The sequence below is a fragment of the Sulfuricurvum sp. genome, from assembly GCF_023229695.1.
GTDB lineage: Bacteria > Campylobacterota > Campylobacteria > Campylobacterales > Sulfurimonadaceae > Sulfuricurvum.
Genome location: NZ_JALNYS010000009.1, coordinates 79,359 through 95,821 on the forward strand (window position 1 = coordinate 79,359; position 16,463 = coordinate 95,821).

At 48.0% G+C, this 16,463-nt stretch carries 17 protein-coding genes and 1 pseudogene; all 18 read right to left on the minus strand.

Features of this window, described 5'->3' with window-relative positions; translation table 11 throughout:
- Nucleotides 1-37: 37 nt before the first annotated feature.
- The 18 genes and pseudogenes from M0P91_RS07945 to M0P91_RS08035 all read right to left on the minus strand — a co-directional run bounded on the left by M0P91_RS07945 (nucleotide 38) and on the right by M0P91_RS08035 (nucleotide 16,294).
- Nucleotides 38-1,408 (minus strand): M23 family metallopeptidase, encoded by a 1,371-nt coding sequence (locus tag M0P91_RS07945; RefSeq protein WP_295066234.1) that lies wholly within the window; start codon nucleotides 1,406-1,408, stop codon nucleotides 38-40.
- Nucleotides 1,405-2,355, minus strand: a complete 951-nt coding sequence (locus M0P91_RS07950; RefSeq protein ID WP_295066235.1) for a DHH family phosphoesterase — start codon at nucleotides 2,353-2,355, stop codon at nucleotides 1,405-1,407. The genes M0P91_RS07945 and M0P91_RS07950 overlap by 4 nt, the downstream gene beginning before the upstream one ends.
- A gap of 191 nt (nucleotides 2,356-2,546) precedes the next feature.
- Nucleotides 2,547-3,455 carry a DUF302 domain-containing protein gene (locus M0P91_RS07955; protein WP_295066236.1) on the minus strand — a complete coding sequence of 303 codons (909 nt, stop codon included), beginning with the start codon at nucleotides 3,453-3,455 and terminating at the stop codon, nucleotides 2,547-2,549.
- A gap of 9 nt (nucleotides 3,456-3,464) precedes the next feature.
- Entirely contained in the window at nucleotides 3,465-3,899 is a 435-nt protein-coding gene (locus tag M0P91_RS07960) for a DsrE family protein (protein WP_295066237.1), read from the minus strand.
- A 2-nt stretch (nucleotides 3,900-3,901) separates the two neighbouring features.
- Entirely contained in the window at nucleotides 3,902-4,804 is a 903-nt protein-coding gene (locus M0P91_RS07965) for an MBL fold metallo-hydrolase (protein ID WP_295066238.1), read from the minus strand.
- Between the two features lie 11 nt (nucleotides 4,805-4,815).
- Complete coding sequence (locus tag M0P91_RS07970; protein WP_295066239.1) at nucleotides 4,816-6,306, minus strand: OprD family outer membrane porin; 1,491 nt, start codon at nucleotides 6,304-6,306, stop codon at nucleotides 4,816-4,818.
- A gap of 29 nt (nucleotides 6,307-6,335) precedes the next feature.
- Complete coding sequence (soxB, locus tag M0P91_RS07975; protein WP_295066240.1) at nucleotides 6,336-8,102, minus strand: thiosulfohydrolase SoxB; 1,767 nt, start codon at nucleotides 8,100-8,102, stop codon at nucleotides 6,336-6,338.
- A 9-nt stretch (nucleotides 8,103-8,111) separates the two neighbouring features.
- Nucleotides 8,112-8,885, minus strand: coding sequence for a sulfur oxidation c-type cytochrome SoxA (soxA, locus tag M0P91_RS07980; protein ID WP_295066241.1), 774 nt, complete (start codon nucleotides 8,883-8,885; stop codon nucleotides 8,112-8,114).
- A 3-nt stretch (nucleotides 8,886-8,888) separates the two neighbouring features.
- Nucleotides 8,889-9,215, minus strand: coding sequence for a thiosulfate oxidation carrier complex protein SoxZ (gene soxZ / locus M0P91_RS07985; RefSeq protein WP_295066242.1), 327 nt, complete (start codon nucleotides 9,213-9,215; stop codon nucleotides 8,889-8,891).
- A 260-nt stretch (nucleotides 9,216-9,475) separates the two neighbouring features.
- Nucleotides 9,476-9,948 (minus strand): annotated as a pseudogene (gene soxY / locus M0P91_RS07995) (thiosulfate oxidation carrier protein SoxY).
- A 100-nt stretch (nucleotides 9,949-10,048) separates the two neighbouring features.
- The gene (gene soxX, locus M0P91_RS08000) at nucleotides 10,049-10,570 is read right to left on the minus strand and encodes a sulfur oxidation c-type cytochrome SoxX (protein ID WP_295066245.1); all 522 of its coding nucleotides are present in this window, start codon (nucleotides 10,568-10,570) and stop codon (nucleotides 10,049-10,051) included.
- Nucleotides 10,571-10,932: 362 nt separating this feature from the next.
- On the minus strand, nucleotides 10,933-12,099 hold the full coding sequence (locus M0P91_RS08005; protein ID WP_295066246.1) for a HAMP domain-containing sensor histidine kinase: 1,167 nt from the start codon (nucleotides 12,097-12,099) through the stop codon (nucleotides 10,933-10,935).
- Complete coding sequence (locus M0P91_RS08010) at nucleotides 12,089-12,742, minus strand: response regulator transcription factor (RefSeq protein WP_295066247.1); 654 nt, start codon at nucleotides 12,740-12,742, stop codon at nucleotides 12,089-12,091. Before M0P91_RS08010 ends, M0P91_RS08005 begins: the two co-directional genes overlap by 11 nt.
- Nucleotides 12,739-13,866 (minus strand): cache domain-containing protein, encoded by a 1,128-nt coding sequence (locus tag M0P91_RS08015; RefSeq protein ID WP_295066248.1) that lies wholly within the window; start codon nucleotides 13,864-13,866, stop codon nucleotides 12,739-12,741. The genes M0P91_RS08010 and M0P91_RS08015 overlap by 4 nt, the downstream gene beginning before the upstream one ends.
- Complete coding sequence (flhB, locus tag M0P91_RS08020) at nucleotides 13,866-14,933, minus strand: flagellar biosynthesis protein FlhB (RefSeq protein ID WP_295066249.1); 1,068 nt, start codon at nucleotides 14,931-14,933, stop codon at nucleotides 13,866-13,868. Before flhB ends, M0P91_RS08015 begins: the two co-directional genes overlap by 1 nt.
- A 3-nt stretch (nucleotides 14,934-14,936) precedes the next feature.
- The gene (gene nadC, locus M0P91_RS08025) at nucleotides 14,937-15,752 is read right to left on the minus strand and encodes a carboxylating nicotinate-nucleotide diphosphorylase (RefSeq protein ID WP_295066250.1); all 816 of its coding nucleotides are present in this window, start codon (nucleotides 15,750-15,752) and stop codon (nucleotides 14,937-14,939) included.
- Nucleotides 15,753-15,786: 34 nt separating this feature from the next.
- Complete coding sequence (locus M0P91_RS08030; RefSeq protein WP_295066251.1) at nucleotides 15,787-16,023, minus strand: BrnA antitoxin family protein; 237 nt, start codon at nucleotides 16,021-16,023, stop codon at nucleotides 15,787-15,789.
- Nucleotides 16,016-16,294 (minus strand): BrnT family toxin, encoded by a 279-nt coding sequence (locus M0P91_RS08035; RefSeq protein ID WP_295066252.1) that lies wholly within the window; start codon nucleotides 16,292-16,294, stop codon nucleotides 16,016-16,018. Before M0P91_RS08035 ends, M0P91_RS08030 begins: the two co-directional genes overlap by 8 nt.
- Nucleotides 16,295-16,463 lie beyond the last annotated feature (169 nt).

A 16,463-nucleotide genomic window follows, 5' to 3' on the forward strand; every position in this document is an offset into this window, starting at 1 on the left:
TCGTTTTCTCCTTTTTAAGACCTATTATACCGTTTTTTTATCTTTGGTTAATATACTGCTTTGCACTCTCGATAACACCGGTAATATTATCGGCAATCCATTTGGTATCCATCCACTCTTCCGGACGCACTTCAATCCCCTGCACCAAAATACCGAAATGGAGATGATCCCCCATTGCATACCCGCTTAACCCGGTTTTGGCAATCTCTTGTTCTGCGGCAACGGCATCATGCTCCTGCACGTGGACTTCGGAACAGTGGCCGTACAACGTATAAAGACCAAATCCGTGATCAACAATCGGAAGGTTTCCGTAAATGCCGTTGGGTTGTGAAAAAACAACTTTCCCGCCGTTTGAAGATTTGATCGGTCCGTTATGAACGCTTGCAAGATCCAGCCCCATATGGTACGCCTGGCTTATGTTCTCCTGCCCTTTATAGCTGTAAATCCGGTGATCCCCGAAATCGGCGACTTTTTGTCCGTTGGCCAGCGGATAAAACGGTGCCGGATTGAAATCGACAACCATTTTACTGGAGACTTTCGAGGTCACTTTATGGATAATTTTTTCATTGTCGGCACGTACTTTTTCGTTGATGATACGAAATTGTTCCAACCGGTCATCTACCCCTGCCGTCTGCTCGTATTCGTTCGCCAGTTCCGCAATTTTGCCGTCCAAAAAGGCATCGCTCAGTTCAATATTCGACGTACGGTAAACGTGGTCTTTCAACCGCAGCGGAACAGAGCCCCGCGTCTCATTTCCCGCACTGTCACGTGCTACTACGGTCGCACTGAAATTTTCACTCTGGACCGGCCAGGCAAGTAAAGAGGCGTAATACCCCTCTTTCATAAACGGCTGCGCCATAAATGTTTTGCCGTAATTGGTCTCGATTTTCAACGTTTGCAGATGCGGATCGGTTGCTTTGAAAATAACGATCGCCGACCCCCCTTTTTGGATTTTATAGGAATTGGCGATAATCGAGAGAACCGGACGACGCTGATCGATCACCAGGGTCAGTTCCTCTTTGAGGGTGTTGCCCATAAACATCCCCCACAAGCTGTTATCGGTCGCTTCGATGGTTAACGTTACCGATTCGGACTCAACGCTGCGCACCCCTTTTGGAGGGAGAACCGTAAAGGTTTTTTTATCGGCGGTGCTTGGGGTGTTCTCATCAACGACAACCCAATCGTCATGCGGCGTGAAGAGGGTCGCTTTAAACGATTTTAAGCCGCTTGCATCTTCAACCTTCACCTGAATCGGGTCTTTAAAGTTCCAATACCCGCTGTGGCTCAGAATCAATTTCGGGTCTTCCCTCTCAAATTTAGGGGAGAACGCGATAAATCCGATCCCTCCGATGACCAATCCACTCAAAATCCATCCGATTATTCCCGAACCTTTTGCCCCTCTTCTCACATCAACTCCTTTTTTATCCTCTGTATAATCTCATCTAAAACCGTTTTATCGCTTCTCTCGATTCTCGTACCTGCTCGGTTAATGTGTCCGCCGCCGCCGGACAATGCCATAATACTCGACGCATCCACCGTCCCATCGGTTTGAAGTGAAATCCTCACCTCCCCTTGCGGATGTTCAATCTGCATGAGCGCTGCTCGCACGGTCGCCAGCTCAAGCGCCTCTTCCAACACCTGCTTGCACTCATAGAGTGTCGCACCGCTTTGTTCCAGATGGCGGGTAGTTACCTCAAAAAGGGCAAGAGCCCCGTCTGCATGAAGCTGCATCTCTTTTAAAAGAATAGCGCGCAGCCGAAGCGATGCCAATGAACGGCGCCGATACATCCACTCTACGCATACCGCATGATCCGCCCCCAGCTTTATCAAATCATGGGCAAGTGCAAAGACTTTGGAGGAGCAAGCAGCGGAACTAAAACATTTCGAATCATCTAAAAGCCCGGCGTAAAGCGAAAGCGCCATTTTACCATTGATTTTTATATCATTGGCAATAAAAAAATCATAAAGGAGCTCCGTCGTACTGATAGCGGCGGTATTGACCAGATTAATCGTTCCGAAAAGGTCATTGCTCCGATGGTGATCGATATTGATCAAAGGCAAAGAGGCCTCACACCCCAACCGATCACGGTTAGCGCAATCAAAACTGATCATCAAATCGGCACCTTGCGGAAAACGGTCGGTTATTTTATCAAACCAGGGGAGAAACGCCAGATTGGGATCGACTCCTTTGGAAGCACAAAAGAGGGTCACTTTTTTGTCTCCCCGAAGAAGGTGGGAATAAAAGGCACATGCCCCCCCCAGCGAATCAGCGTCGGGATTTTGGTGTACAATCAATACGATATGATTTGCTGCATCGATCTGCGAAAGTAGCATTGCTTCCTCCAACCCTGCCATAACAGGAAAATGGGGAGGATTATACCTTTTTTAGGCCAAATAAAATCCATCGGCAGAGCCGGAAATTCAATGGATTATTAGGGATGACTGCGAAGTTGTTGTACTTTAGGAGAGAAATCGAAACATCTGAAAAAAGGGAGATTCAGGTCATCGCAGTCATCAGTAATAATCATTATCGAGGCTGCGGAGATTTACTCCGTAGCCGATTTTAAAACCTGTTCAAAATCTTTTTGAGCCTGCATCAATACCGATTTGGCATCGGCATCTTCGACCCGTGAACTGCTCATCCAGTTGTAGACGCCGGGGAATCCCATCACCATCTCATCCGCATCTTTTTTCTTATAGACCATTAAGGTACACGGTGCGAAAGCCGCCGCTTCCGGACGCGTTTTGGCCACAGTATAGATCACTTTGAGCTTGCAGATCGAATAGGTGTCGTAAAAATCAAAAGGGCTCTCTGCACCGTTTGCACTCAATTCGGATTGGAAATCGGTAAAGTTTGACATCACGAAACCGGCCGGTTTTAATCCGTTCTCAATCATCATCTCCACCTCTTCCTTGTCATTTTTCCAGCTTAGCGCATCGCTTGGACGGACAAACCGGCTGAGCAGCGGCCCCTGTGCCGGGAGCGATGTTTCACTGAAGGTGTGTTTTGCCTTCGGAAGGGTTTTGTTGAGAGTTGCGAGGATCTCTTTTTCGATCAACGCAAACTCCGGGGCATCAAATCCGGCGATCTTCTTTTGTGCCTGCGCACTCAGAACCGATACGTGAAGCTCTTTATCCCCTTTTCGCTGATAAATCCCCACTCCCATCGGAACAAATATTCCGCCGTCCGGATGCGCTTTCACCAAAGAAGCCGCATATTTTTTATGAAAAACCGTCAACAGATTAAACGCCGTAAAATCACTCTGCTGAAACTGTTTCATAAACGGTTCGTTCATCTCACTGTTGCCCGAGATGACAAATCCGTTTGCTTCGAGGGCTTTTTCAACAACCGATGCATTGTATTTTCCATTTGCGTTGGGAACACTAAAAAGGTGCAGGTCACCGCCAAAAAGGGATAAAAGTCCCGCCATGATTGATATAAAAAGAATTTTCATCGTTAACTCCTAAGGTTGAATGTAAAATGCGCCCTCAGTGGCGCGCTCGATCACTTCGGCAATCCCCGCGCTGACGATCTCGACATCGTCGGTCAATGCCGATGCGGGGATTTTTTTGGTCTCCATCGTATTGCCGCATGCGACGAATTCAACCCCGTATTGCTGTAGTGCCCGCACACGTAAAGCCATCTCTTTTTCACTTTTTAAAAGCGTGCGAATACCGTGATAATAGGCAACGATACGCAAGTGGATTTTTTCAGGACCGTAAAATTTAAGGACATTGTTCGCCGTACTAAGACCATGATGAATCGATTCATCATCCCCTTTACTGATCCCCATTACCACTTCACGGGGTTTATCGATGGAAGGGATCGGTTCGGCAAAACGGACATCCCCAAACGCAAGGGTCGAAAACAAACACCCAAAAAACAGCAACCGCTTCATCATTATTCCCACTCCAGTAGCCGATACGAGGCTTCCACATTTGCACGGTGCAGCGTCTCATACATCCGCAAAGATTTAAACTCCTCCATCGTGATTTTTTGGACCGCATCATCAATTCCCACCCCATCTTCGAGCGCCTTGCGGATTTCCGAGCGCATCCGGGTGAGATAGCTATAGGTCATCTCCGTCGTGTTAGCGTCGGTACGGTAACCGTGTCCTCCAATGATCGTCGTGGCATTCAATTCTCTCAACGCATCCAGTGCGTCAATCCACCCGTTGATATTTCCTCCGTTGAGGGAAGGGATACGGTCGTTAAAGACCAAATCTCCGGCAAAGAGAGTTTTTAATTTAGGTAAAAAAATCACCATATCTTTTTCGCTATGGGCTTTTTTCTTCATCAGATGAAGTTCAATCTCCTGATCCCCCACCCGAAGGGTTTGATCCGAATGGATCAGGGTATCGGGAAGTATCGGAACGGTCAGGGCGTACGCTTCGGGAGAGATATGGGTTTGGATTCGGGTAGGAGAATCGATGGTTGCGTTATGTACAAAATCGTCCGAACCCAAAACCTTAACTCCCTTTTGGGCAAAAAATCCGTTTCCCAGCCAATGGTCGTCATGAACATGGGTATTGATAACCCATGCCACCGGCAACGGTTTGATCCGCTGCATCGCTTTATAGCCCGATTCGGCATACGCGTACGATGAGCCGCTGTCGATGACGACATAGGACTCTTTCGTATCGATATAACAGGTATTGACCATATTGCCGTTATTCGTCGTATTCATCACTTCGGGTTCGCCGAAAAAGCAGGTAATACCCGGAGCGACATTTTTCGGTTTGAGATCAAACTCGTATGCGCCGGCACTCGCGGCGATCAGTAACGGCAACAGTATCCGGCGCATCGGTCGATCCTTTAGAAGAGGTAGTTAATTTCGAAACGGTATTCGTTGTACGAGTTGTAATCAATACCGCCGACCGTGGATGGCTGCGCATCGACGGTTGCAAAACGGAGTTTAAACTCGGCATTTGGAATCGCTTTAAATGTTTTCCACATATCGACGTGAAAAATATCACGATCGGTAAATCCGGAGGTAGCTGCTTTAGCATCGTCGAAATTCATATTTTCATAATCGGCGGCCACTTTGAACCCTGAAACAAGACCCGCTTTTCCGAAATCATAAACGGCTTTTAGTGCCCAGTTTTTCGTGTTGGCAATCCAGTCTACCTGCGCCATTGAACGGGTATATCCACCCGTCGGGAATCCGCGCCACGGAGCGATGATATCGGCATCATCGGAGATTTTGGAATATCCGGCAGTCAATTCCAACGGACCGTTAGCGGCTACCAAACGTCCCATAATAATACTTCCATCCGCACTGTTTGGATCGGTATAGCCACCTTTTGCTCCGGTATATGAGGTATTGCCTTTAAATTTACCGCTCAGAGAAGCACCGCCGATGGCACCGGCACCGTCATCCATTTGACGAAGGTAACGAATCCCCGGGGTCAACGTCCATCCATCGCTCACTTTGATTTTATAATTCGCTTCGGCAATCGCGGTATTGACAAAACCGTTCACCCCTACGTACTCTGCATTCAATTTCAAATCAGGGATGGAGGTATTTTGTGCCGTTAGCAATACCATTTCAGGGTTTACATCTTCACCCGCACCGCTGATTAAAGCGGGCGTTAACCCTTTGTGCGCACCCGAATCATCATTTTCATTGTATTTTTCAAAAGCGATAAGACTGTGAAAGTTTTGGTGGTCACGAAGTTTTTGAGACATGATATAACCGGCACGAACCGTCGTATTGGCGATATCTTTGTTTTCGATTACGGCTGCTTCAAAGGTATTGGGAACCATTTTTGTGTCATTCGTTGCCAACATGATACTGTCTATCCCTTGGCGACCGATTTTTACGTCTGTTTTGCCGGCTTTGTATTCGCCGTACGCTTCCGCAAAAACACCGATAGAGCCTTCACTACCGTCGGCACGGGTATGGTAGGTATCTTTACCCGCTTTTCCATAGTTTGCAGTCGGGTTAAAGCCATCCTTATTATCATTATGCAAGGGAACTGTTCCGTAAAAACCTACCGTTGCACCGAATCCTTTATAAAAACCGGTTTTATAGACCAAACTTCCGCCAAGACCCCACATGTTGTTATCCGCCGTAACTCCATTGTTTTGGTTATCCCAATCCCACCAAAATGAGTTTGAGCGGAGGCGTCCGTAGAGTTCACCCCCGGTAAACATCTCACCGATCGAGTTTACCGCGCCCGGAGCTTTTAGGTATTCTACTTGATAATTCCCTTTAACATTACGGTCTTCGGTTTTGAGTGCGTATGCCGATGTCGCTAACAGACAAGTAGCCGCTGCCGCAATACTTAGATTGACTAATTTCATCTTAACTCCTTAAATAATCTTAAAACTGCCTAGCAGCTTTTTGAGCCCTTGCGTGGGCAGCCGCAATCGTAATCCAGAATCTTAACATTACTGTTTCCGTTAATGTTAACATTTTTCTGGCGACGGATATAGGCCGCCGCCACATCGTATACCGGACGGGTCAGCTGCTCTTTGAGATTGGTTCCCGCATTTTGCAGGTTTCCGCCCCATGATGATACCTTATAGATTTTTTTATCCTCCAAAGGTTTCCCTTTGACTAGGATATTCGTGATCCGTTTTCCGCTCGGAGCACCGATCTTGATATCGTAAGTCACACCGCCGAGGCGGCTCATGTCTCCCCCCTGCTGGTACAGAGGGTTCGGATTGAACACGTTATCGGCGATATCTTCCAGCAAACTTCGGATATGTTTCCCCATAAGTTCAAAGGTATACACGTTCGGATAAGTGATCGCCGTCATCCCGTAGACGTCATCCATCGTGATCGGATCCCCCGCCAGTACCGTGGTCCCCCAACGATACCCCGGAGTAAAGGAGATATCCGAATCCATCGTATCGATAATCGCATCGTTGATGAGTTCATCGAACGGCGAATGGAAAGTGTCCCGTTTGTAGAGGACGTTTTTCGTCACGCCAAGCACTTCCCCGAACTCTTTCTCATGCGGTGCGTACAATGCGTTCACGAGTTCGACCCCTTCAGGATCGGCCGGAATAAGGTTTGCCGCTACGGGGATCAGTTTGTACTCGTACCCTTTAACCTTATGGTTTTTGATATCGATATCGAGGCGTCCGACGTATTTGCCGTGACTTCCCGCGATGACGATGACCGTGCCGTTGATGACCGTCGGCTGCGGAGAGGGGTCATGGGTATGGCCGCTGAGGATAAAATCGATCCCCTTCACCTGACGGGCCACCTCCTGGTCGACGCTGAACCCGTCGTGCGACAAGACGACGACACAGTCCACTTTCTCTTCCTGACGCAATTTATCGACGTAGGTTTGAAGGGTATCCAGACGCAATCCGAAACTCCACCCTTGGGTAAACTCTTTCGGATTTGCCGTCGAGGTAAACGGAAACGACTGTCCGATAATCCCGATCTTCGCTCCGCCGCGCTCCATGATCGTGTACGGTTCAAAAATCAGCTCTTCGAAATCATCGGCAAACGAATCGTCCCCGATGATATTTTGGGAGATGAATTTGGCATTGAGCATCTCGATGAGTTCGCGAACCCGTGTCTTGCCGTAGGTAAATTCCCAGTGGCCGACCATGACGTCTACCCCCAGATAATTCTGCGCCTTGACGATCGCCTCCCCGGTCGTTTTGAGAGCCACACCGGTCCCCTGCCACGTATCGCCCGAATCGAGGAGCAATACGTTATCGGCTCCGCGCTCTTTTTTGATATGATTGATGAGGGTTTTCATATGGGCGATCCCCCCCATCTTCCCGAATTTATGGGCCAACGCGTCAAAATTCATAAAAGTATCGAAATAGGCGTCGAGGGTTTTTCCCTTCATCCCGTAGTGTTTTAAAAACGATTCACCGCACAAAAACCCGGGGGTTCCCGTCAGGTTCGGTGCCGAAATCAGGGTTGACGGTTCGCGCCAATAGAGAGGTTTGATGTGCGCATGCATATCGCAAATGTGCAGCAGCGTTACGTTCCCTTTTGCATTAAAACTGTAAATCTCTTTTAATCCCACTTCATCAACCCGTTTCGGAGCCGATGCCGCCGAAGCGGCTGCCGGCAATCCGATCCCGAGGGCAGCGGCTATATGGAAAAAATCTCGTCGTGATACATCCATAACCGACCCCTATCGCTTCACGCCGGGAACTTGGATGGCGTTGCCTTTGGTCTTGTTTGTGATATAGACTTCAAGGGCCACCATCTCTTTGGAACCGAGGGGGATTTTGGCTAAGAGGGCGTTATCCATACACTGCTGAAACCGTTTGTCCAACAGGGTCGTTTCGCTTTTGGTCATACGATACGCCGGCCATGTCCCCGCAGCAGCGGTGACACTTGCACCCAAATCGGGAAGCGGCTGCATCCGTAGACGCTGTCCGACGATATCGGCACTGTGACAGCTGTTGCACGAAAGACCGCGTCCGCCGCGTCGCTGTTCAAATACGTCCTGTCCGAGTGCCATCATCTCTTTCATCGCTTTGTTGGCTTTGACATCAATGTTGGTTTTTTGCTCATTGGCAAGCGATTTGAGGTACGTCGTCATTTTCAGCATCTCTTTGCTCTCGAGTTTCGGAACCGCTTGAGAACGATCCGCCATCGCCATCTGGATCGTTTGAGACAACGTTACGACCCGTTTAGCCGCCTCGACGTAGCGCGGAAAGCCCGCAATGTAAGCGGGAAGATCTTTCTCTTTGACCCCGACCATTTTCGCGTAGGCTTCGGTACCGATCGCGGCGCTGAAGAGTTGTTCCCCCTCGGCTACGTCCATCTCGGCAGGGTTGTTGTCAACCAGTTCGGCATACATTTTTTTATCGGCATCGCTCATACTCAGTTTCTCTTCCGCGTTGAGCGCACCGCACAGTGCCACGGAAAGGAGTGCCGCACAAATAGACAAAGTACGCATCATTTATCCTTTCGGGGTAATTTCGGAGCTGGTCTCGACACTTTGACCTTTATTGTCTTTGGCAATAACTTTTAATGTCCCTGCGGAGGGAACTTTAAAACTGATACTCATCAGAGGATTTACCGACAGCGATTCCCAGATCACCATCTTCGTGATCAATTTATCGTTGAACATGAATTTGACTTCATCGATATAGTGAGCCGGAATCAGGGCCCCCGTATCTTTATCTTTACGCATCCCGGTTTCCATCGGGTGCATCGCCATAAAATCGATTTTAATAATCTCGCCTGCCGCGTAGGTTTTCGGTTTGATTTTAATCAGTGTTTTCATAGTGTTTTCCTTTAATCTTCTTTTTTATAACTGATGTTACGCACTTTTCGGGCAAAGCCCGTAAAGTGGCAGGGACTAGGGTCCCTACAACCCCCTAAAGCTACCCGCATCTTCCGGATGCGGGAGATTACTAACCTTGTCGCACTTGTTTAGACAAGCTGCGTAAGGTCAGTTTATAACTGAAAATAGCCGTCATCCTCGGACTTGGTCCGTGGATCCAGCTGGATTCCCGCCTTCGCGGGAATGACGTTGATTCTAAATCAACCGCATCCGCCGATCGTTACTTTGACGTTTTGTTTCGTGCTCAGGAACGTTCCGTCGCTCATCTCCGCGATCGCCACGATGTCCTGAGTTCCGCCGAGTTTCACACGGGTTCCGAAATACGCCTCTCCGTTGGCCGGGGTCAAATAGATATTGGCACATCGGACATTGCCGTTTTCGATGCCAAAACGTGGATTGCTTTCACATACTCTTTATCGCTCATCGGGCTTTCAACCGTTACTTTTACCGGCACAACCGCACCGTTTTCTGCAATCTCAGGGGCCGAGAGGGTCACTTTAGATGAGGGAGTCAACGGCTTTCCCCCCGTAATGGCCGAAACAGCGGTATCGTAATTCATCTCGTTCGGACTTACCACTTTTTTTGCTTCGTCCGCACCGCTTGCTACATGGGGAAGGAGAGTTGCACATGCCGCTACCGCTCCAAATCTTTTTAAAAATGATCGACGTTCCATTTTTTCTCCTTAATTCATCATTTAAACGCCAACGAGGTAAAACCCCGCCGGCTACGCTAGCCGCTATGGCACTGAAGCTTGTCTCTATCGAGACAGAACTTTACTTTTTAACCGATACGATGTAAGAGGCAAGGTCACACACTTCGCGCTCATTCATCAAGCCGTTCGTCAAATTCACCGTCATGTGCGATGTCGGATTATCCACACGCGGATCGGCAATTTTCTGGTACACAAAAGTACCGTTCCGTACCCCGCTGTCCATATAAAGCGCTTTGTAGTTGCTCAGATCCGGACCGATATTTCCGTACCCTTTCGCCCCTTCGATATTATGACAGGCGACACAGTTGCCGTATTGTTTCTCTTTCCCGTCAGGAAGTATTTTGACCAGCCCTTCGGGTGCGGGCTCTTTTGTCTCTTTTCCGTTCAAATTATGAAAAATGTATTGTCCGCGTGCAATCGCTGCGGGATCATCACTGATACACCCCTGCGGCATCACATAGGTTTTGGCTGAGGGAAGGGCATCTTTTTTTAAAATGGCAGACGCATCGGGACTCTCAATCACTTGCTGCAGATCGGCTGCTCCCAAAAAGGTGGCGATTCCAAGCAGTATCATTTTTCGCATTGGCTCTCCTTGATTCAATTTTCAAGGAGCATTGTAGAGAAGGAGTGTAAAATTAACGTAAAAAAAAAGAAATTAGTAGGTATCTACCCTTACGTATCTTGCTTTACTAAGCGCATCAAGGGAATTTTCTCCCGCATCCGAAAGATGCGGGTAGCGTTTCAGGAAACATCCCTTCGGGAGCGCTTCGCTTGTTTTGGGGGTTGTAGGGACGTCAGTCCCTGCCACTTTACGGGCTTTTCTTTAGTAAGCGCGTAAAGTGGAGTTAATCTCTCGCATCCAAAAGATGCGGGTAGCTTTAGGGGGGTGCAGGGGACAAATTGTCCCCTGCCACTTTACGGGCTTTGCCCGAAAAGTGCGTAACATCAGTTCTTTTGAAAGATCGGAGGGGCAAAACGGTAGCTAAACTGGCTCCCTTTTCCGTATTCTGAATCGATTTGTAGATCAATGCCGGCTTTGTCGATGATCGATTTGACAATATTCAACCCGATTCCAAATCCCCCCTTCTCCTGATTTTCCCGATAATAGCGTTCGAATATCCGACTGACGTCTTCGATCCCGATGCCGTCATCTTTGAACCTCATCACGCAATACTCCTCATGCTTCTCCAGCTTCACCTCGATCTTCCCCTCTTCGTGCGAATACTTAATCGCGTTGGAGAGGTTGTTGTCAATGATCCGCTGCAGCTGGGTCGGATTAAAGGATAATGTGACCTCCTCATCGATGCATACCGAGATCGTGATATTTTTAAGGGCGGCCACCTCCGAAAAATAGTCGATCCTCTCTTGGAGAAAACGGCTCAAATCGATCGGTACATACGCAAACGAAAGCCTCTCGTTTTTGATCAGATAGTCCATGTCGTTGTACAGCGTTGCGAGGGTTTTCGTCGCCGCCTTGATCCGTTGAAGGTATTTATTATGGGGATTGGCCCGATTGTACAGATCGATATTGACGTTGATAATCGAGAGGGGGGTATTGATCTCATGCATCGAATCTTTAATAAACCGGTCCAGCCGTTTGTTGACCCTCTGAAACGGCAAGGCAAAACGGTCCAAAAAATAGAGGGACAACACAAAAAAAATGGAGGTGATAAAAAAGAGGATGATGACGGCATCCTGATAAATAGGGGCATACGCAAGTTTCCCCCCCACGACCAGATAAGCGGCCTCAAAATAGCGCCTCTCCGGTAACGGCACGATCAGATAGCCGTAATTGTCCTGAATATGGTAACCCGCTTTCTGGATCTTCAAAGGGGCCCTAATGAGGGTAAAAACCGGATTGAAGTGTTCATCGTACAGCCCCGATTGAAAGGTCCGAAATCGCGGATAATCAAAAACCTTCTCCTCTTGCTGGCTAAACGTCTCCATGGCCTGCACGATCAGATGCGACTGCTGTTTGAGTTTAAACTCATACTGAATCTCATAGACATATTTCATATACGTGACGTATAGGTAGGTCGGGACCAGCAGCAGCACCGCAATGAGTATCGTATAGAGAAACGCGTTTTTGAGGGCGTAGCGGTTATCGTTCAATGATGTACCCTAATCCTCGACGGTTTTGGATGATCTCGACGGGGAGCTTCTTGCGCAGATTATTGATCTGTACCCGTATGTTGGCCGGATCGACGTATTCTCCCCATATTTCGTCTTGAAACATCTCCACCGATACGATTTGATTGACATGCTTGAGGAGTACCCCCAATATCTCTTTTTCGGTCTTGCTCAATCCGATATTCGCCCCCTTGAAACTCAGCGTAAAGTTTTCGGTATCGTAGATCAGCCCCTGGCCGAAATCGATCTGATTTTCCCCATGGTGGTAATAGCTTTTGAGGGCATGGATAATCCGAAACTGCAATTCGGTCAGGTCAAACGGCTTGCGGATATAATCGCAGCATCCCGATTTGTACCCCTCTTCCAGATTGGCCACATTGACCATAGAGGTGAGGAAAATGGCCGGCGTTTTATTCCCCTCTTTGCGCAGGGTTCGAAGCAGCTCAAATCCGTCTTTCCCCGGAACGTTGACATCCAGAAGGTAGAGATCAAAATGGGTTTCGTAAATCGCTTCATACGCCCTCTCCCCGTTTGAAAATCCGATCACCTCAAATCCGAGATCTTCCAGAAATTCGGTAATACTGACCCGTAACATATACTCGTCTTCCAGCAACAACACCCTCATCGTATCTCCCCTTTTATCTCTTTGGATACCTTATACCCCAGCATCATCCCGATCAACTCCTCTTTGGAATAGCCGTTGAGCCGTTCACGCGCTTCATCCAAAAAGAGTTCCCGATCTTCCGGAGGGACGATATCTTTTAGATAGAGTAAATCATTGTCATAGCTGTTCTGAAACAGTGCGTTTTTCATCGACTTTTTGACCATAACATCGTAGAGTTCGTTTCGGGAGAGGTGCATCAGCAGCGATATATCCTCTTCGTCCGAATGGGCATAGGCTTTAATCTGCTTCGGGGAGAGGGAAAATACAAAGGCCCCGACGATCTCCCCCTCTCCGTTGCTCATCGGCTCATAAAAGAGATAACGCCCTCCGCTGAAAACCGCATGCGTCTGTTTCAACCGTTTAAAATCGATCCCCTCCAGCAGCTTCAAATCGCTTTGGGTATATTTGGTATTGACCAGGATGAAATCTTTTCCGATCGCCGGATTCTCCTGCATAAATACGGCAGTTTCATAAAATTTTTCATCCATCAAAATATACAGATCAATCCCCAATCGGTCGAAATACTCCTGCGCCGTCTCGAAAAAAGAGACCACTTCGACAAAACCGATCATTTTTTCTTTCTGATACACCGGAACCGTCGCCTTGATCCCCAGCTTCCGCCCCACCTCAATCGCCGAACGGGGTTTGCGGTGATTTTGAAAATAGAGGAGATCGGGACGATGAAACTCCAAAGGCATCCCGGCGTACGAGTTGTCCCAGCTACGGGCAAAAATAACATAATCGGAGGTAATAACCTGCGCACGGATCAATGAATTGGTATGGACTTTAATCGATTCCATCCCCTCAGAGAGGATTTTAAACCCCTGATCTTCATCTTCTTGCTCCAAAGCGTTGATCAGTCCCGTATTCTGAGAAAGGATCAGTGCATTTTGCAGCGCGCTGTCGCGCTCTTTGTCCAGCTGATTGTTCAATGCCAATGAGAGCTGATCGCTCAGCCGTTCCAGCGTTTGGGAGGTCACCTTTTGTTCCAAATACCAAAACACCCCCCCCAAACAGAGGATAATCGCCGTAAAAACAATCCCGATCACCCTCTTCTTGGCTATTAGTTCCAAAAACCGCTCCATCAGAGATGATCCTTTCGCTTTTTTCCCATCTTGTAGACGTACGCGAGCACCTCGGCGACTGCGGCAAACATCATGTCCGGAATCGCCCGATCCAACTCCACCTCTTTGTACAGCGAACGGGCCAGCGGAGGATTCTGGACAATATGGACTCCGTTTTCACGGGCCACTTTTTTAATCTGAATCGCAATGTTATCCACCCCTTTCGCGACTACGACGGGGGCAAAATGTTTGGTTTCATCGTATTTGATCGCCACGGCATAATGGGTAGGATTGGTGATAACGACATCGGCAGTCGGAACGGCGGACATCATCCGCTTGCGCGCCGCCTGCATCTGGATTTGACGAATCTTCGCTTTGATATGGGGATCCCCCTCCATATTTTTGTATTCGTCTTTAATCTCCTGCAACGACATTTTCAGCTTGTCAAAATACTCTTTACGGGTGATAAACAGATCCACCAGCGAATAGATAAAGATAATAATCAGCATAACGGCGGCAAGGACGATCGCTTTATCCCTCAGCCACCCCATTTGATCTTGAAGCGTAAATAGTGCTACCGTCGGAAGCTCTTCCATATACCCCCAAAAAAACATAAATCCGACACCAAGTGCCGTCATGGATTTAAAGGTGATTTTAAGCGATTCAATCACTTTTTTAACAGTAAACAGGTTCCCGATCCCTTTGATCGGATCGATTTTTGAAAAATTCGGCATGAGCGGTTTGGTCGTAAAATTAAACCCGATCTGCGCAACCGTCCCCAATACCCCGGCGATCGCAACGATCAACGTAATCGGTATGATCATAATCAGGGATTCGCGGAACGTTACGATCGCCATATCCAGCATCCCTTCCCTGTCCAGAGGGGTTCCGATAAGCGAAAAATAGTAACGGGAGAGGAGAAGCACCCGGTCACTGATAAAATCAAACATGACCAGTAAAGTGAGAATAGCAACAAAAAGGACAGCGACTCCGACAATATCCTGACTTTTGGCAACATTCCCGTCCGCACGGGCATCTTCGATTTTCTTGGCGGTGGGTTCTTCGGTCTTCTCCTGATCGTCAGCCACAGATTAATCCATTTTCATCGATACATCTATCCAATTGGCCTGATGGATCAATGAACCGGTACTGATCGCATCGACGCCGGTTTTAGCGTAATTTTCGATGGTATCGAGCGAAATATTTCCACTCGCTTCGAGCAGCACACGGCTGTGGTATCTCTCTTTGTATTCCACAACGTCGCGAAGCTGATCCGGTGACATATTATCGCACATGACGATATCCGCGCCCGCCGCCATAGCACGTTTCGCCATCTCAAAATCTTCGGCTTCGATCTCGATTTTCGAAGTGAAGGGGATCTTTTGTCGCGCCTGCGCCATAAAGAGTTCGAGGTTGTCGATCGTTTTGAGATGGGTATCTTTGAGCATCAGCGCATCGTCCAGCCCCATCCGGTGGTTCGTCGCCCCCCCGATCCGGGTGGCGTATTTCTCGAACGTCCGAAGCATCGGACGGGTTTTTCGGGTATCGAGGAGCTTGGTTCCATACGGCGCGATCAGATCGACGTATTTGCGGGTCAGCGTCGCAATCGAACTGGCGTGCAGCAGTATGTTCAGCAACGTCCGCTCGATCCGAAGAAGGGTATGCGAATCTCCCTCCAACTCCATCAGCACATCTCCTTTGATGAACCGTTCGCCGTCTTGTTTGTGCCAGACGATGACAAATCCTTCGATATGGGCCAGCACCCGCAGATATTCTTCCCCAGCCAACACACCGTCACTTTTAGCAATGATTTTCGCAGATGCAGAGACAGGATCGGAGACCCGTGCATACAAATCCCCGCGCCCTACGTCTTCGGCCAATACTTCACGGATAAATGGTTCGATCATACGGTTACCTTTTTAACTTTTTTCAGACGTTGATTCAGACGGTAGCTGTCGTCGCTTGAATATACTTACGCAATGCCATATTCATAAGCGTTTGATACCCCTGCTTTTCAGATAACGAGAGCTTTTTAAAATACATCACGATGTCATCATCCAGACGCATACTAACGGAAACTTTATGAGGGGTATAAAAATACCCGCGAACGGCTCCGCTCATATCCACTTCATCAGGAATCTCATATTCCGCTTCCATCTTTAAAAGTTCATCACGCATAGTTTTGTACCTCCTTTGGAGTTGCTTTTCGGGCAGAGATAATACGGATAACAGGCTCTTGATGCTCATCAAAATACAGATGCGCCACCATCGTAATCATCCCTTTTTTGGTTGCACCGATGCTGAACCATCGCTCCTCGCCATACGCATACCGCAGATCAAGCTTCGAAATCATCATCGGATCGTTAAATATCTCCGATGCTTCCTCAAAACTTATCCCATGCTTGATAATATTGGCGCTGTTCTTCGTATCATCCCATTCATATTTCATAAAACAATTTTACTCTTATGTATGGACAATGTCAAGATAAGTGTTTTATAGATTCCGTGTCGTAGCACGGAATGACAGTGGCAATTTATTTTTGATTTCAATATGCCCCTATTTCAAAAAGACAATTTTTATTTTATTGGATAAAAACGTGTAGCTATTGCACAAGCAT

Coding starts and splice junctions, on each gene's coding strand:
- M0P91_RS07950 (WP_295066235.1), bottom strand. CDS start 2,355: ATGGCAGGGTTGGAGGAAGCAATGCTACTTTCGCAGATCGATGCAGCA.
- M0P91_RS07955 (WP_295066236.1), bottom strand. CDS start 3,455: ATGAAAATTCTTTTTATATCAATCATGGCGGGACTTTTATCCCTTTTT.
- M0P91_RS07960 (WP_295066237.1), bottom strand. CDS start 3,899: ATGAAGCGGTTGCTGTTTTTTGGGTGTTTGTTTTCGACCCTTGCGTTT.
- M0P91_RS07965 (WP_295066238.1), bottom strand. CDS start 4,804: ATGCGCCGGATACTGTTGCCGTTACTGATCGCCGCGAGTGCCGGCGCA.
- M0P91_RS07970 (WP_295066239.1), bottom strand. CDS start 6,306: ATGAAATTAGTCAATCTAAGTATTGCGGCAGCGGCTACTTGTCTGTTA.
- soxB (WP_295066240.1), bottom strand. CDS start 8,102: ATGGATGTATCACGACGAGATTTTTTCCATATAGCCGCTGCCCTCGGG.
- soxA (WP_295066241.1), bottom strand. CDS start 8,885: ATGCGTACTTTGTCTATTTGTGCGGCACTCCTTTCCGTGGCACTGTGC.
- soxZ (WP_295066242.1), bottom strand. CDS start 9,215: ATGAAAACACTGATTAAAATCAAACCGAAAACCTACGCGGCAGGCGAG.
- soxX (WP_295066245.1), bottom strand. CDS start 10,570: ATGCGAAAAATGATACTGCTTGGAATCGCCACCTTTTTGGGAGCAGCC.
- M0P91_RS08010 (WP_295066247.1), bottom strand. CDS start 12,742: ATGAGGGTGTTGTTGCTGGAAGACGAGTATATGTTACGGGTCAGTATT.
- M0P91_RS08015 (WP_295066248.1), bottom strand. CDS start 13,866: ATGGAGCGGTTTTTGGAACTAATAGCCAAGAAGAGGGTGATCGGGATT.
- nadC (WP_295066250.1), bottom strand. CDS start 15,752: ATGATCGAACCATTTATCCGTGAAGTATTGGCCGAAGACGTAGGGCGC.
- M0P91_RS08030 (WP_295066251.1), bottom strand. CDS start 16,023: ATGCGTGATGAACTTTTAAAGATGGAAGCGGAATATGAGATTCCTGAT.
- M0P91_RS08035 (WP_295066252.1), bottom strand. CDS start 16,294: ATGAAATATGAATGGGATGATACGAAGAACAGCGCCAATATTATCAAG.